This window comes from Micromonospora eburnea (assembly GCF_900090225.1).
GTDB lineage: Bacteria > Actinomycetota > Actinomycetes > Mycobacteriales > Micromonosporaceae > Micromonospora > Micromonospora eburnea.
Genome location: NZ_FMHY01000002.1, coordinates 7,071,142 through 7,086,611, shown reverse-complemented (window position 1 = coordinate 7,086,611; position 15,470 = coordinate 7,071,142). Strand labels below are relative to the sequence as shown.

The 15,470-nt window shown below is 71.8% G+C and carries 14 protein-coding genes; 9 read left to right on the top strand and 5 right to left on the bottom strand.

Going from position 1 to position 15,470, the window contains the following annotated elements; translation table 11 throughout:
- Nucleotides 1–24 precede the first annotated feature (24 nt).
- Entirely contained in the window at nt 25–579 is a 555-nt protein-coding gene (locus GA0070604_RS31150; protein WP_091126707.1) for a hypothetical protein, read from the top strand.
- 128 nt (nt 580–707) lie between these two features.
- Here the strand turns inward: GA0070604_RS31150 and GA0070604_RS31145 are convergent, their stop codons facing one another.
- The 5 genes from GA0070604_RS31145 to dnaA form a co-directional block, all read right to left on the bottom strand.
- Nucleotides 708–1,298, bottom strand: a complete 591-nt coding sequence (locus tag GA0070604_RS31145) for a DciA family protein (RefSeq protein WP_377593468.1) — start codon at nt 1,296–1,298, stop codon at nt 708–710.
- A gap of 82 nt (nt 1,299–1,380) precedes the next feature.
- Nucleotides 1,381–2,514, bottom strand: coding sequence for a DNA replication/repair protein RecF (recF, locus tag GA0070604_RS31140; RefSeq protein WP_091126702.1), 1,134 nt, complete (start codon nt 2,512–2,514; stop codon nt 1,381–1,383).
- Nucleotides 2,515–2,530: 16 nt separating this feature from the next.
- On the bottom strand, nt 2,531–3,403 hold the full coding sequence (gene gnd / locus GA0070604_RS31135) for a phosphogluconate dehydrogenase (NAD(+)-dependent, decarboxylating) (RefSeq protein WP_091126699.1): 873 nt from the start codon (nt 3,401–3,403) through the stop codon (nt 2,531–2,533).
- Between the two features lie 40 nt (nt 3,404–3,443).
- A complete protein-coding gene (gene dnaN, locus GA0070604_RS31130; protein WP_091126696.1) occupies nt 3,444–4,577 on the bottom strand; it encodes a DNA polymerase III subunit beta in 1,134 nt (377 codons plus the stop codon).
- A gap of 762 nt (nt 4,578–5,339) precedes the next feature.
- A complete protein-coding gene (gene dnaA / locus GA0070604_RS31125) occupies nt 5,340–7,130 on the bottom strand; it encodes a chromosomal replication initiator protein DnaA (RefSeq protein WP_244162265.1) in 1,791 nt (596 codons plus the stop codon).
- Between the two features lie 604 nt (nt 7,131–7,734).
- Here dnaA and rpmH point away from each other — a divergent pair.
- The 8 genes from rpmH (at nt 7,735) to GA0070604_RS31085 (ending at nt 14,263) form a co-directional block, all read left to right on the top strand.
- On the top strand, nt 7,735–7,872 hold the full coding sequence (gene rpmH / locus GA0070604_RS31120; protein WP_091126691.1) for a 50S ribosomal protein L34: 138 nt from the start codon (nt 7,735–7,737) through the stop codon (nt 7,870–7,872).
- 34 nt (nt 7,873–7,906) lie between these two features.
- On the top strand, nt 7,907–8,320 hold the full coding sequence (gene rnpA, locus GA0070604_RS31115) for a ribonuclease P protein component (protein ID WP_091126688.1): 414 nt from the start codon (nt 7,907–7,909) through the stop codon (nt 8,318–8,320).
- A gap of 44 nt (nt 8,321–8,364) precedes the next feature.
- Nucleotides 8,365–8,604 (top strand): membrane protein insertion efficiency factor YidD, encoded by a 240-nt coding sequence (gene yidD / locus GA0070604_RS31110; protein ID WP_208602202.1) that lies wholly within the window; start codon nt 8,365–8,367, stop codon nt 8,602–8,604.
- 4 nt (nt 8,605–8,608) lie between these two features.
- A complete protein-coding gene (yidC, locus tag GA0070604_RS31105; protein ID WP_091126682.1) occupies nt 8,609–9,586 on the top strand; it encodes a membrane protein insertase YidC in 978 nt (325 codons plus the stop codon).
- A 210-nt stretch (nt 9,587–9,796) separates the two neighbouring features.
- The gene (locus tag GA0070604_RS31100) at nt 9,797–10,384 is read left to right on the top strand and encodes a Jag family protein (protein ID WP_091126679.1); all 588 of its coding nucleotides are present in this window, start codon (nt 9,797–9,799) and stop codon (nt 10,382–10,384) included.
- 421 nt (nt 10,385–10,805) lie between these two features.
- The gene (gene rsmG / locus GA0070604_RS31095) at nt 10,806–11,585 is read left to right on the top strand and encodes a 16S rRNA (guanine(527)-N(7))-methyltransferase RsmG (RefSeq protein ID WP_208602374.1); all 780 of its coding nucleotides are present in this window, start codon (nt 10,806–10,808) and stop codon (nt 11,583–11,585) included.
- Between the two features lie 251 nt (nt 11,586–11,836).
- A complete protein-coding gene (locus tag GA0070604_RS34060) occupies nt 11,837–13,207 on the top strand; it encodes a ParA family protein (protein WP_091126675.1) in 1,371 nt (456 codons plus the stop codon).
- 27 nt (nt 13,208–13,234) lie between these two features.
- Complete coding sequence (locus GA0070604_RS31085; RefSeq protein ID WP_091126672.1) at nt 13,235–14,263, top strand: ParB/RepB/Spo0J family partition protein; 1,029 nt, start codon at nt 13,235–13,237, stop codon at nt 14,261–14,263.
- Nucleotides 14,264–15,470 lie beyond the last annotated feature (1,207 nt).

Here is a 15,470-nt window from a genome sequence, read left to right as displayed (position 1 = left end):
CTTCCTTACAAGAGGTGACGCCAGATGGGGCTGGACAACGTCGCGGTGCACTGGCCGCGCACCGGCCGCTTCTACGACCCGGTCGCGCCGGCCGAGTTCGTCGACTTCGGGGAGATCGTGGACATGCCACGGATCTCCGGCCCCACCGCGGCGCTCGCCGAGCTGATCGCCAAGACCGGCACGGTGCGCGCGACCGCGTACACCGAGTTGGTCGACCTGATCCTCGGCCTGGAGAATGTGCTCTACGCCACGGAGAACGCGGCCGAGGACGAGGATCCGGTGATCGACCCGGACGGCTGCTCCTGGATCGCCGACGGGTTGGAGAAGTTCGTCGCCCGGCACCGGCCGATCGACGAGGCGGTGACCTTCGAGTCGGTCAGCGAGGTACTGCGGTCGCTGCTGGGCGACGGCCGGCTGGCCGAGCAGCAGTTGCGCTGGCTGGACAGCCGGCTCGACAGGCTGCGCGACGAGAACGGCGATCCGCCGCAGTGGACCTTCACCTGCGCCGAGCTGAGCGTCCTGGCCGCCTTCTACCGGCGCTGCGCCGACCGGGGCTTCGCCGTCTACGCCGACGCCTGAGCCTGATCGACTCGACATACCGCATATCGGGGTCTAATCCGACGACAAGACCACGATTCGCCGCACACCGAGTCGGTCGAGGGGCCGCAGGCTGGTCGAGGGGCCGCCGGTCGAGGGCCGCGGGCCGGTCAGCCGTAGGTGTCGCGTGGACCCCGGCCGCGGACCCGACGCGGGCCGCGCGACCAGGACGGTGCGGCCGGGCCGTGGATGTGCAGCTTGCGCACCACATTGTGGCCCACCTCACGAGCAATCTGCTGGAGCAGCGAGCCGGCGAGCAGCCGGAGCTGGGTCGCCCACGCCGTCGAACGTGCCTCCACGGTCAGCTCGCCGTTCTCCAGCTTGACCGGGCGGCTGTGCTGCGCCACCTCCGGCCCGACCACCCGTTCCCAGGCGCCGAAGACCGTCGCCTCGGCCGCCGGCTGCTGCCAACCCCGCGCCTTGACCAGCTTCTCCAGCACCGCGCCGAGCGGTTGCGGGTCGCGCGGGTCCGGCCCCGGGCCGGAGTAGCCCCGCAGCCGCCGCTCGCCGTCACCGCGTACCGCGCTGCGCCGACGGGTGGTGGCAGCCGCCTGCCGGCGGGCCTTGGCCGCGTCCAACACCGCCCGGGCCAGCTCGGGTCCGGACGCCCCGGCCGGCAGGTCTCCGGCCGCGCCCGGGTCCGCCCCAACGCCGTCGGACGCGCCGGACGAGGCGGCCCGCCGCCCGCCCCCGGACGCCACGGCACCGTCCGCCGTGCCCCGGCCGTCCTCGGGGGTACGCCCACCGCGTCCCGGGCCCAGCCGGGCCGGCGGCAGCTGGACCTCATCCGACACGGCGCACCGTCCCCTCGCCCACCGCGTACCGGGCACCGCGCAGGGCCACCGGAACGTCGTCGTCGACCGCGCAGGTCACCAGGAGCTGACCGGCGCAACCGACCAGCTCGGCCAGCCGCTCCCGGCGGCCGGCATCCAGCTCGGCGAAGACGTCGTCGAGGACCAGCACCGGCTCGATGCCGTCGGCGCGCAGCAGGTCGTACCCGGCCAGCCGCAGGGCCAGCGCGAACGACCAGGACTCGCCGTGGCTCGCGTACCCCTTGGCGGGCAGCGGGCCGAGGGTGAGCGCGAGGTCGTCGCGGTGCGGGCCGACCAGGGTGGTGCCGCGTTCGATCTCCGCGGACCGATTCTCGGTCAGCGCTGCCTGCAACGCCTCGGCCAGCGCCGTCCGGTCGGTGGTCGGCTCGGCCAGCTCCACCGACGGCCGGTACGCGATCCCCGCCGCACCCCGGCCCGCCGCCACCGCGTCGTACGCCTTGGCGACGTGCGGGGCGAGCGCGGCGACCAACTCCAGCCGGCCGGCGAGCAGCTCGGCACCGTGGTGCGCCAGGTGGGTGTCCCAGACCGCGAGGGTGGACAGGTCCCCGCCCCGCGACCCGCCCGTCTTGCGGGCCAGGTACGCCGTACGCAGCAGCGCGTTGCGCTGCTTGACCACCCGCTCGTAGTCGACGCGTACCCCGGCGTACCGGGGCTGGCGGGTGACCAGCAGTTCGTCGAGGTAGCGGCGGCGCTCGGCCGGGTCGCCACGGACCAGTTCCAGGTCCTCCGGGGCGAACAGCACCAGCCGCAACGCGCCGAGCACATCCCGGGCGCGACGGGCCGGGGAACGGCCCAGCCGGGCCCGGTTGGCCTTGCCGGGGACGATCTCCAGCTCGACCAGCAGCTCCCGCCCCTCGTGCACCACCGCGCAGCGGATCACCGCCGAGGAGGCGCCCATCCGGACCAGCGGGGCGTCCGTGGCGACCCGGTGCGAGTCCAGGGTCGCCACGTAGCCGAGCGCCTCGACCAGGTTGGTCTTGCCGACGCCGTTGGGGCCGATCAGGACGTTCGGTCCCGGCTCCAGATCGACGCCGACCCGCTCGTACGAGCGGAAGTCGACCAGTTCGAGCCGGCGGACGTACACAGGCGGTGGCGGCCGGTCAGCGCTTGCGGACGGCGTGACCGCCGAACTGCTGGCGCAGCGCGGCGACGGCCTTCATCGCGGGCGAGTCGTCCTGCCGGGAGGCGAACCGGGCGAACAGCGAGGCGGTGATGACGTTCAGCGGCACCGCGAGCCGGACCGCCTCGTCGACGGTCCAGCGGCCCTCGCCGGTGTCCTCGGTGTAGCCGCTCAGCTCGGACAGGTCCGGATCCTCGTCCAGCGCGCGGTCGAGCAGATCGAGCAGCCAGGACCGGACCACGGTGCCCTCGCGCCAGGACTTGAACACGCCCGGCACGTTGGTCACCAGCTCGGACTTGGCCATCAGCTCGTAGCCCTCGGCGTAGGCGTGCATCAGGCCGTACTCGATGCCGTTGTGCACCATCTTCGCGTAGTGGCCGGCACCGACCGGGCCGGCGTGCACGAAGCCGTACTCACCGGCCGGCTTGAGCGCCTCGAAGATCGGCATCAGCCGCTCGACGTGCTCCTGCGCGCCGCCGACCATCAGCGCGTACCCGTTCTGCCGGCCCCAGACGCCGCCGGAGACGCCGACGTCGATGTAGCCGATGCCCTGCTCGTTCAGGCGCTCGGCGCGCGGGGCGTCGTCGCTGAAGCGCGAGTTGCCGCCGTCGATGATGATGTCGCCCTCGCCGAGCACACCGGCGAGCTCGTCGATGGTGGCGTCGGTGACGCCGGCCGGGACCATCACCCAGACCGCGCGCGGGGCCTCCAGCTTCTCGGCCAGTTCCGCGAGGCTCGCGACGTCGCTCAGCTCCGCGTCACGGTCGTAGCCGACCACCTCGTGCCCGGCGGCGCGCAACCGCTCGCGCATGTTGCCGCCCATCCGGCCGAGTCCTACCAGGCCGAGCTGCATCTGCTCCTACCTCCGTGCGTCTGGGTCTTGCTGGGCGCGATCAGCGGGACACGCGGATCGGCATGATGAGGTACCGGTACCCCGGGATGACCTCGCCATCCTCGCCGGCGGGCGAGATCACCGCGGGCTTGAAGGCGTCGACGAACGAGAGCAGAGCGTACTGGGCGCCCAGGTTGGTCAGGCCGTCGATCAGGTACTGCGGGTTGAAGCCGATGGTCAGCGGGTCGCCGGTGAAGGTCGCCTCCATGGCCTCGCTGGCCCGGGCCTCCTCGGTGCCGCCGGCCTCGACCACGAGGCCGTCCGAGCTGAAGCTGAGCAGCACCGGCGTGGTCCGCTCGGCGACCAGGGCGACGCGCTTCACCACCTCGATGAGGGTGCTGACCGGGACCCGGGCCTCGGCGTTGTGGGTGGCGGGGAAGAGCGAGCGGACCGGCGGGTAGTTGGCGCCGTCGAGCAGCCGGCTGGTGGTCCGCCGGGTGCCGCCGGAGAAGCCGATCATGCCCTCGCCGGCACCACCCTGGGAGAGCGCCATGGTCACCTGGCCACCGAGCGGGCCGAGCGCCTTGGCGGTGTCGTGCAGCGTACGGGCCGGCACCAGCGCGTTGAGGCTGACCTCGGGGTCGTCCGGGTTCCACTCCATCTCGCGCAGCGCGAGCCGGTAGCGGTCGGTGGCGAGCATCGCCAGGGTCCGGCCGGAGAGTTCGATGCGTACGCCGGTCATCATCGGCAGCGTCTCGTCCCGGCCGGCGGCGACGGCCACCTGGGCGACGGCGGCGGCGAAGGCGGCGGAGTCGATGGTGCCGGCGCTCTCCGGCATCTCCGGCAGGGACGGGTAGTCCTCGACCGGCATGGTCGGCAGGGTGAACCGGGCGCTGCCGCACACCAGTTCCAGGTGGGCGCCGACGGCGGCGATGTCCACCGGCTTGGCCGGGAGCGCCTTGGTGATCTCGGCGAGCAGGCGGCCGGAGACGAGGGCCGCGCCGTCGGCGTCACCCTGCACCTCGACGGTGACCTGGCTGGAGACCTCGTAGTCGAAGCCGGAGACCTGAAGGTTGCCGTCGGTCACCCGGAGCATCACCCCGGCCAGCACCGGTACGGAGGGTCGGTTGGGCAGGCTCTTGGCGGTCCACGCGACCGCCTCGGCGAGCGCGTCGCGCTCCACTCGGAACTTCATCAATGCCTCCGCGTCGACGTCAGCGACAACTCTCTCATGCCGACCGCTGCCACCCGTCCCGCCCGGCCGTGCGGGTACCCATCGCACCATAGGGCGCGCGGGCATCGGCTGTGCGCCCGACCCCATGGCTCAGGTGCCGGGGCGACCGCCGACGGCGGCGTTCCGGCCCGATCCACAGGAAGTCCAACGGTGATGATTGGTTTTTGTTGTTTAGAAGAGATAACTCATCGTCTTCATCGCACCTGTGCAAACTGTGGAGAACCGACGTCTGCGCAGGTCGGACAGGTTATCCACCGGTGGTTTTGCTGTGGAGAACCAGGGGGACAACCCGTGTCCTGGTCCACAGGCCGGGCCGGTCCCCAGGTTGTCCACCGTTATCCACCGGTTGTCCACCGCTAATCCACCGGGTTTCTCCCCAGAGCTGTGGACAGCCGGGACGACACCGACCGGCGTCATCCCCAGAACCTTCAACAGGCCACCCACAGGCCGGCCGCCGTCGGTGGACAACGCCGCCGTTGTCCCCAGGCGTCCACAGCTCCTTCCCCAGGGTTTGTCCACAGTCTGTGGGTAATCGGGTCCAGACGTAGCGTGGTTGTCCACCGCCTGTGGAACAGGGGGTGTGGAAAACCGGGTCGCTCTGTGGACGGCCACGACACCGATCATGTGCCCTCGACCGGGTCGAGGGTCAAGCTCCGCCGTGTCCACAGATACGAAGAAGCCCGGCCGGAGTCCCCGGCCGGGCGGTGCGTCGTCGCGTACGACTCAGGTTTGCTTGATCCGGTTGGTCAGCTCGGCGATCTGGTTGTAGAGCGAGCGGCGCTCCGCCATCTGCTGGCGGATCTTCCGGTCGGCGTGCATGACGGTCGTGTGGTCCCGGCCACCGAAGGCCTGACCGATCCGGGGCAGCGACAGGTCGGTCAGCTCCCGGCACAGGTACATGGCCACCTGCCGGGCGTTGACCAGCACCCGGGACCGGGAGTGGCCGCGCAGGTCCTCCAGGCTCACGCCGAAGTAGTCGGCGGTGGAGACCATGATCTGGTCGGCGGTGATCTCCGGGCCGGCTCCGTCGGGGATGAAGTCCCGCAGCACCTCCTCAGCCAGCGACAGCTCCACGGACGAGCGGGTGAGGCTGGCGAAGGCGGTGACCCGGATCAGCGCGCCCTCCAGTTCCCGGATCGAGTTCGACACCCGGGAGGCGATGAACTCCAGCACGTCCGGCGGGGCGTACAGCCGCTCCTGCGCCGCCTTCTTCTGCAGGATCGCGATCCGGGTCTCCAGGTCCGGCGGCTGGATGTCGGCGAGCAGCCCCCACTCGAACCGGGTACGCAGCCGGTCCTCCAGCGTCGCCAGCTGTTTCGGCGACCGGTCGGAGGTGATCACGATCTGCTTGTTGGCGTTGTGCAGGGTGTTGAAGGTGTGGAAGAACTCCTCCTGGGTCCGCTCCCGGTTCTCCAGGAACTGGATGTCGTCGATCAGGAGGATGTCCACGTCCCGGTAGCGGCGCTGGAACGCGCTGGTCTTGTCGTCGCGCAGCGAGTTGATGAAGTCGTTGGTGAACTCCTCGGTCGAGACGTACCGGACCGAGCGGGCGTTGCCCAGCGTGGTGGCGTAGTGCCCGATGGCGTGCAGCAGGTGGGTCTTGCCCAGCCCGGAGCTGCCGTAGATGAACAGCGGGTTGTACGCCTTCGCCGGCGACTCGGCCACCGCGACCGACGCCGCGTGCGCGAAGCGGTTCGAAGAGCCGATGACGAACGTCTCGAACATGTACTTCGGGTTGAGCCGGTTGCCGCCGGTCTCCGCCCCGCCCGGGAGCCGTCGGTCGGTCGGGCCACCGGGGCGGTGATCCGCGCCACTGCGGCCCGGGCCGGAGTCCGTGGCGCCGTCGCGGGGCAGGCCGCGCAGCGGCGAACCGTCGGCCGGCCCGGGCGTGTCGCGGTAGCGGGCGTCGTACCCACCGGTGTCCGGAAGCGGCTCCATCCGGTCGTCGAAGGCCCGACGCTCGGGGGCGTCGCGTAGCGGCTCGGCGAAGGCGGCACTGAACAGGGTGTCCTGACCGTCCCGGGCACCCGGGATGAGGGGCGGCCGGCCGCCGTCGGGCGTGCGCTGCCGGGGGGCCAGCTCCTCCGCCGTCGACTGCGGGCGATCCTCCGGGTACGCCGAGGGCTCGGGCCGGGCCGGGTAGCCGAACTCGGGGAAGCCGGGCGCCTCGGCTGCCGGACCGGACTGGCCGAGGCCGGCGAGCAGGTCCGGCGGAGCGTCGCGTTCGGCCGGCTCCGGTGCGCTGCGGTAGACGGTGCCGGCCGGGCGGGCCCCGCCGTCGTCGGCGACCCGTACCGTGACGGCGACCTGGACCGGCCGGCCGAGCCGCCGGCTCAGGGCCTCGGTGATGGCCGGGCGGAGCCGCGACTCGATCACGTCCCGGGTGAAGGCGTCCGGGACCGAGAGCAGCGCGGTGTCCTCGACGATGGCCCGCAGCCGGGTGAGCCGGAGGTACGCCCGTTGCTGCGCGGAGATGATCTCGTCGGCGAGCTCGTCCGTCGTCGCCGTCCACACCGCGGCCAGGTCGGTCGTTCCGGTCACCGTCGTGCCACCCCCTCGCCTCTACTCACGCCCGCCCGGACGGCTCACCGGTCGTCATCCACAAGTTATCCACAGCCTGTGTGTACCGACCGATTGTGGCCGCCCACCGGACGCGGGTCGGGGGCTACCCCCCTGTTTCCGGAGGCGTTGAAGCGGGTTCACCGTGCCGAACGATTCACTACCCTGTCCGGTCTTGCCGGTCACGACAACGCGGACCCCCCGACGCTGACCGCAATCGGGCACGCTAACAGTGCGGACCCCGCGCCATCAACCGTCGACACCGCCGCAGCCTTGTCAACATCAGTGAAAACCGCCCCTTCGGTCGTGCTCCGGGGGCTGTCGGGGCACCGGGTGTGATGTTTGACGGTCTTTGCCCCCCTGCGTAGGCTGGAGCGGCTGCTCTGTCGCCCTCTGCTAGGGTGATGGGTGCTTGCTGTCCGTGGTCGCTGCCCCGCATCGCCGAGGTGCCGCTCCGTCGGGCAGCGCCGATCGGAGGCCACCGTCGAGGTGGCCTGGACCACTGCACACGACCCCGGGCGATGCCCCGCGCGGGGCGTACGACAACGGAGAGCCTGACGTGAGCAAGCGCACCTACCAGCCGAACACCCGCCGGCGCGCGAAGACCCACGGCTTCCGGCTGCGCATGCGCACCCGTGCCGGCCGTGCCATCATCTCGACCCGTCGCGCCAAGGGCCGCACCCGCCTGTCGGCCTGAGGCCGACCGGTCCGGTCCGGGGACGTGGGCAGTCGTGCTGGCCGCCGCGCAGCGACTGCGGCGTAGTAGCGACTTCGCCGCAGCGGTCCGGGGTGGCCGACGTGTCGGCCGAGGTGCGGTCGTTGTGCACCTGACCCTTCCCGAGCAGACCGGACACCCAGCGACAAACCCGCCGGAGCCGGCGCGGAGCAGCGGTGCGGAGACCTCCGTACCGAGCCGCGCCGGCTTCGTCGTGTCCAAGGCGGTCGGCAACGCCGTGGTCCGGAACAAGGTCCGTCGCCGGCTCCGGCACCTGGTCCGCGAGCGCCTGGGCGAGCTGCCCGCCGGCAGCACCCTGGTGGTCCGCGCGCTGCCGCAGGCCGCCGAGGCGTCGTACGCTCGACTGGGGGCCGATCTGGACGCCGCCGTCGCCGCCGCGCGGGCCTCCCGGGGGCGACGGTCCCGGTGAACGGGGTGATCTCCGTGCCGCGGCCGACGACTGCCGGTGCCCGCATGCTGCTGGTACCCATCATCGCGTACCGTCGGTGGATAAGTCCGGCACTGCCGGCCCGCTGCCGCTTCTACCCGTCGTGCAGTGCCTACGCCGTGGAGGCGGTCTCCCGGCACGGCGCACTGCGGGGAGGCTGGCTGACGGTCCGGCGGCTGTCGCGCTGCCACCCCTTTCACCCAGGTGGACACGACCCGGTGCCTGAGCCGGGCGAGCGCCGCCGCGCCGACGTGACTGGAGCCTGAGAAATTGAGTCTTGACTGGATCTACTACGCGATCTCGTGGATCCTGCTGACCTGGCACTCGGCTTGGGACGCCATCGTGTCGGCCGAAGCGGTGATCGGGACGAACTGGTCGTGGATCCTCGCCATCGTCTTCCTGGTGGTGACGGTCCGGGTGATCCTTTTCCCGGTTTTCGTCAAGCAGATCAAGTCGCAGCGGGCGATGCAGGCGCTCCAGCCCAAGGTCAAGGAGCTCCAGGAGAAGCACAAGGGTGACCGGGAGACGCTCCAGAAGGAGATGATGGAGCTCTACCGGAAGGAAAAGGCCAACCCGCTGATGGGCTGCCTTCCGATGTTCCTCCAGATCCCCGTCTTCCTCGGCCTGTTCCACACCCTCAAGCGGCTCCGCCCGGACAACCCCCAGCCGACCCTGTACGGCTGGACGGTCGACCAGTTCAACAGCGCCTCGCACGCCAAGCTCTTCACCGCTCCGCTCTCCGGCCGGTTCGGCTCGACCGCTGAGGAACTGAGCCGGCTGGGGGCGAGCAGCGGGACGGTCAAGATTGTCGCCGGCGTGCTGGTGCTCATCATGATCGCCACGACGTACCTGACCAGCCGGCAGATGATTCTGAAGACCGGCTGGGCCGAAGACCCGCAGCAGCGCATGGTCCAGCGGCTGATGCTCTACGGCATCCCGGTCTCCCTGCTGGTCTCCGGCTCGATCTTCCCGATCGGTGTGATCATCTACTGGGTCACCAACAACCTGTTCAGCCTCGGCCAGCAGCAGTGGGTGCTGCGCAAGTTCCCGCCGCTGGTGCCGGCCAAGACGGGTGCCCCGGCCCGGACCACCGGCCAGCCGGCCAAGAGCGGCGGCCTGCTCGGCCGCAAGGCCGCCCAGCCGGCCGCGAAGGCCCCGGCGACCGCGCCGAAGGTGGCCGGCCCGAAGCCGGGTGCCAAGCCGACCAACCCGAAGAAGGGCAGCCGGCCCGCCAAGCGACAGGGCTGAGCCTGCGGGCCGCCACCGGTGTCGGTGGCGGCCCGTCCGGCCCCCGAGCTGCCACCGTACGGTCGGCGCCGGGCCGGAACCGCCGCGCCGAGCGCGGTCACGGGCGAGACTGCCCGTACAGACGTGCCCGAGGGCACCGGCGAAGCTCCCGCCGGCCCCGGGAGACCAGCGGACCCGACGGTCCGGCCGAGCGAGTACGGAGATGAGACCGTGACCGACACCAGCATCCCCAGCGCCGACCAGTCTCTGGACGAGGAGACCGCGGCGTCCGTCGCCACCGAGGAGGCGGAGGAGAGCCAGGGCGAGGCGGAGGCCGTCGAAAAGAAGGCCCCGGCCGACAGCGACCTGTTCCGGCAGAGCGAGATCGCGGCCGACTACGTCGAGGGCCTGCTCGACATCCTCGACTACGACGGCGACATCGACGAGCTGGTCTCCGGCGGCCGCCCGGTCGTCGAGGTGGTCGGCGGCCGCCTGCAGAACCTGGTCGGCCAGCGCGGCGCGACCCTGGAGGCGCTTCAGGAGCTGGCCCGGCTGGCGGTGTTCCGGCAGACCGGTTCGCCAAGCCGGCTGCTGCTCGACATTGGTGGCTACCGGGCCGCCCGGCGCAAGGAGCTGGCCGCCGTCGCCAAGAACGCGGTGGAGAAGGTCAAGGAGTACGGCGAGCCGGTGCGCCTGGAGCCGATGTCCGCGTTCGAGCGCAAGTGTGTGCACGACGTGGTGAACGCGATGAGCGGCGTGGAGAGCGAGTCCGAGGGCGTCGAGCCGAACCGCCGTATCGTCGTCCGGCCGGTGGACTGAACGAGTGACCCACGACGAGACGACGGCGGATGCCGTGGCCGGCCCGGGTGGTACGCCACCCGGGCCGTCGCCTGTCCGGCACGACCCGACCGTCGACCCGGTCTTCTCCGACGGCGAGGCGACCTCTGCGGCCGATCCGGCTCCTTCCGGTGCGCAGGCCGCCTCGCCCGACCCGAGCTTCTCCGCCGAACCGGGTACGCCGGCGGACCAGCCTTCCGACCCGGCGCCGGCGCACCCGGTCGAGCCCTCCGGTGAGGTGACTCCGACCTTCTCGGGACCGCCCGAGCCGGCGACGGCTACGGGTGGGTCAACCGCGGCGGTGCCGGTCGGTGACGTCGAGCCGCTGTTCGCCGAGCCGGCCGCCGGTGACGACCGTGGCCCGGCCGGCCCGCCTCCCGCGTCGCCGGCTGGTCCGTCCGTCGTGGACGATCCCGCCCGGTCGACCGAGGAGCCGCCGGCTGCTGCGGCGGCGACACTGCCCCCCGAGCTGGCGGAGGCCGCGCGTACCCTGTTCGGCGATCGCCTCGACCTGGCCGCCGCGTACGCCGAACTGCTGGCGACGGACGGCGTGGTACGCGGTCTGATCGGCCCCCGCGAGGCTCCCCGCATGTGGGAGCGGCACCTGCTCAACTGCGCGGCGATGGCCGAGCGGATCCCCGAGGGCGCGAGCGTGCTCGACGTCGGTTCCGGCGCCGGACTGCCCGGTCTGGTGCTGGCGATCGCCCGGCCCGATCTCACGGTCACCCTCGTCGAGCCGCTCGCCCGGCGGACCGCCTTCCTTGTCGAGGCGGTGCAGCAGCTCGGCCTGACCCGCACGGTCCGGGTGCTCAGGGGGCGGGCGGAGGAGGCGGCTGCCGGTACGCGCGACACCGCGCCGCTCAGCGCCGACATCGTGACCGCGCGGGCGGTCGCCGCGCTGGACCGGCTGGCCGCCTGGTGCCTCCCCCTCGCGGTGCCCGGTGGGCGGTTGGTGGCGCTCAAGGGCGCGTCGGCGGCCGAGGAGATCGCCGAGCACGCGGGGGCGGTGACCCGGCTCGGTGGCGGTGAGCCGGAGCTGCACCGGTGCGGGGTCGGCGTCATCGACCCGCCGGCCGTGGTGATCGAGGTGGTCCGGGAGCGGGTGGTCGCTCCGGTGCGGAAGAAGGGGCCGAAGCGGTCGCGTGGCGGTCGCCGCCGCGGCGGACCCGGCCGGGACCGCTGACGCCATCAGGTGTTCCCGCGCTGTTGGCCCGACCGTCGTCAACCGGTGCGAGGTAGCTGACCGATTCGAACCCGACGTGGACCCGCCGCGCCCATGCGCCGTAGGCTGGCCGCGCGTCGATAATGTGGAACGGCGGTGCCGGGCGGCAGCCGACCCGACCGATTCCCGCCGGGCCGTTCGCCGCGCCGGAAGCGGGTGGGGCCTGATCGACGGGGTGCGGACCGACCATCCGGAGCGGGCAGGGATGACAGGTGCATGACGACGGCAGGTACGACGATCCGCGGGTGACCGGGCCAGGAGGACGGCCCTCAGCCGCCGACCCTGTTTCACGTGAAACCGACTACCAGGGCTGGCCGCCGGGCGACGAGTCCCACGGCTCGGCCACGAGCCCGGCGGACGGCGATCCGTCGGCATCTCGGGACGTGCCCGGCGTGGGCGGCGTGCGGCCGACCTCCTCCGTGCCGGCGAACGTACCGCCGGCACGGGAGCCGCATGACCCGACCGGCGGGCCGGCGAATGTCGCCAGTCCGCGTCCGGCCCACGCGCGCGGCAACGCGGCGCTCCCCGCACGTTATGAGCCGCAGCCGCCGGGCTCGCCCCTACCGCAGCAGCCCGGCCCGCCGGCCGCAGCGGACGGGGTGGCCGGCCTGGTGGTGCCGCCGTCCGACACGCCACCGGACAACGGCTATGGTGCCGAACCCCCCGCCAGCACGTACGTTTCACGTGAAACCCCGACGCGCGAAGAGGATGACCCACCGTTGGCTATGGAGGCAATGCGCGCCGTGCAGATCCTGAATCCCAGTGGCGAGGTGAACATGCCTCGACCCCCACGGACGCGGGTGATGTGCGTCGCGAACCAGAAGGGCGGCGTGGGAAAGACCACGACCACGGTGAACCTGGCGGTGTCCCTCGCCCTGCACGGGAACCGGGTCCTGGTGGTCGACCTGGACCCGCAGGGCAACGCCTCCACCGGGCTCAACGTCCCACACCACACCGGCGTACCCGACGTGTACGACTGCCTGATCGACAGCGTGCCCCTGGAGGAGGTGGCGCAGTCGGTCGAGGGCATCCCGAACCTGTGGTGCGTACCGGCCACCATCGACCTCGCCGGCGCCGAGATCGAGCTGGTTTCGGTGGTCGCCCGCGAGTCCCGGCTGGCCCGCGCAATCGCCGCCTACCCGGGTCACTTCGACTACGTCTTCATCGACTGCCCGCCCTCGCTCGGCCTGCTGACCGTCAACGCGCTGGTCGCCGCGCAGGAGGTGCTGATCCCCATCCAGTGCGAGTACTACGCGCTGGAGGGCCTCAACCAGCTGATCAACAACATCAACCTGGTTCGTCAGCATCTCAACCCGAGGCTTGAGGTCTCCACCATCCTGCTCACCATGTACGACCGGCGTACCCGGCTGGCCGACGCGGTGGAGCAGGACGTGCGGAACCACTTCGGCGACAAGGTGCTCCAGGCGGTCATCCCCCGGAACGTACGGGTCTCCGAGGCGCCGAGCTACGGCCAGTCGGTGATGACCTACGATCCCGGTTCGCGGGGGGCGACGAGCTATTTCGCGGCCGCCCAGGAGATCGCCGAGCGTGGGGTCAAGGAGCCGGTGAGCCGGAATGCGTAGTGCGGAGAAGTCGCTGGGAGGCGTCGCATGAAGAACCGTCCTCGTGGCGGCCTGGGCCGAGGGCTCGGTGCCCTCATTCCGACCGGGCCGGTGGCGGGTGGCGCCCCGGCGGCCGCCGAGCCGGAGCGGACGGCGGCGGCGATTCCGGCCCCGCCCGTGGCCGGTGCGGCTGCCACCATCGGAGCCGCTGCCGCCGCCCCGGCAGTGGAGCCCGAGCCGCAGCTGAGCCCGGTGCCCGGGGCCCGCTTCGCCGAGATCCCGGTCGACGCCATCGTGCCGAACCCGAAGCAGCCACGGCAGGTCTTCGACGAAGACGCCCTGGAGGAGCTGAAGGTCTCGATCCAGGAGGTCGGGTTCCTCCAGCCGATCGTCGTACGCCAGCTCGACGACGAGAAGTTCGAACTCGTCATGGGCGAGCGGCGTTGGCGGGCGGCCCAGGCGGTCGGCCGGGAGAGCATCCCCGCCATCGTCCGCGACACCAGGGACGACGCGATGCTCCGGGACGCGCTGCTGGAGAACATCCACCGGGCCAACCTGAACCCGCTGGAGGAGGCGGCCGCGTACCAGCAGCTCCTGGAGGAGTTCGGGGCCACCCATGAGGAGCTGGCTCGCCGTATCGGCCGCAGCCGCCCGCAGATCTCGAACACCATCCGGCTGATGAACCTGCCCGCCCAGGTGCAACGCCGGGTCGCCGCCGGGGTGATCTCCGCCGGCCACGCCCGGGCACTCCTCAGCCTGGAAGACGGCGAGGCCCAGGAACAGCTCGCCAAGCGGATCGTCGCCGAGGGCATCTCCGTACGCGCCACCGAGGAACTGGTGGCGCTGGCGCTCGCCGACGGTCCGGCGCAGACCCCGGCAGCGAAGCGGCGGCCGAAGCCACACGCGCCGGGCCTGTCGGACCTCGCCAACCGGCTCGCCGACCGGTTCGACACCCGGGTCAAGGTCGACATCGGCCACCGAAAGGGCAAGATCACCATCGAGTTCGCGACGGTTGATGACCTGGAGCGGATCGTCGGGATCATCGGCGTGGGCCAGGAGGACCAGCCCGAGGAGTAAAGCGGCCCGTCCCATCGACCGCGTGGTCCCCTGCGGGCCACGCGGTCGAGTCGTTCTCGGGGACCGCCGCCCCGGATCGGACCCGGGGCGGCCCGGCTGGCCCCCAACTCCTGGTCGGTGGCCCGGCGTGGTGGGTGGTCCGGCTTGGTGGGTGGTCCGGCTTGGTGGGTGGCCCGGCGTGGTCGGTGGTCCGGCTTGGTGGGTGGCCCGGCGTGGTCGGTGGTCCGGCGTGGTCGGTGGCCCGCTCCACTTGCGGCATACTGCGGTTTCGCTTGGCCTGGAGACCACAAGATGCCGCAAGGCGAGTCGATCAAGTGGGCGACAGCTCCATCTTGCCGCGAGGCGAGTCGATCAAGTGGGCGACAGCCCCATCTTGCCGCGAGGCGAGTCGATCGAGCGAGCGACAGCCCCATCCTGCCGCAAGGCGAGTCAGACCAGACGCGTACCCGGATTGGGGCGGCCGTTAGCCGGCGGCGGATGGGGGGCCAGCCGAAGCGCGGCGAACGATCGCTCGCGTTGAGCCCTCGACTCGACCCCGGCCGGTGCGCCGCGCCGTCCTGCCTTGGCCGGCGGTGCACCGGGGTGGCAGTAGCGAGGGCGGCGAGCAGGAGCCGCAGTAGAAGTGGCAGTGCCGAGCAGGGCTGCGGCCGAAGTGACGGCGTCGAGTGGGGGCTACGGTCGAGGATCGCTCCGGCTCCGGTCGCCAGGCAGCCGATGTCGGCCAACCGCTGGCCGACCGAGAAGCGGCCATTCCATCTCCGCCTGTCATGCTGACGATGCGGGCGCGATTGGCCGCTGGCGACCGGGCGTCCTGGACAGGCGGTCCCGACGACCGGCTCAGGCTCTGGGGCGGTGGCGCGCCGGCTGGCACCTCGAACTGGTCGGCCGCCGTAACAGGCCGACCGTTTCACGTGAAACAGTGCCGACAGACTCCCCTGGTTCACATGAACCGGGGCTGTCAAGGGGAACGCCAATGCGGTCCTTGCCGCCAATTCCGAGGCTGGGATCGACGGCGGCGGGGGCGCGATCAGTCACGCCCGTTGGCGAAACCTGCCGCAGGCCGGTTGATTCGACGTGTACGTACCCGGGAGGTCCCGCGCCAATCGCCGCCTGCTCGGCGGCGCATCAGTGCTCGGCACAGGACGACATCCGGGCGGCATCACGGCAGTGATCGGACTCGACTGACGCCCTCGCGGCGGGGGATGAG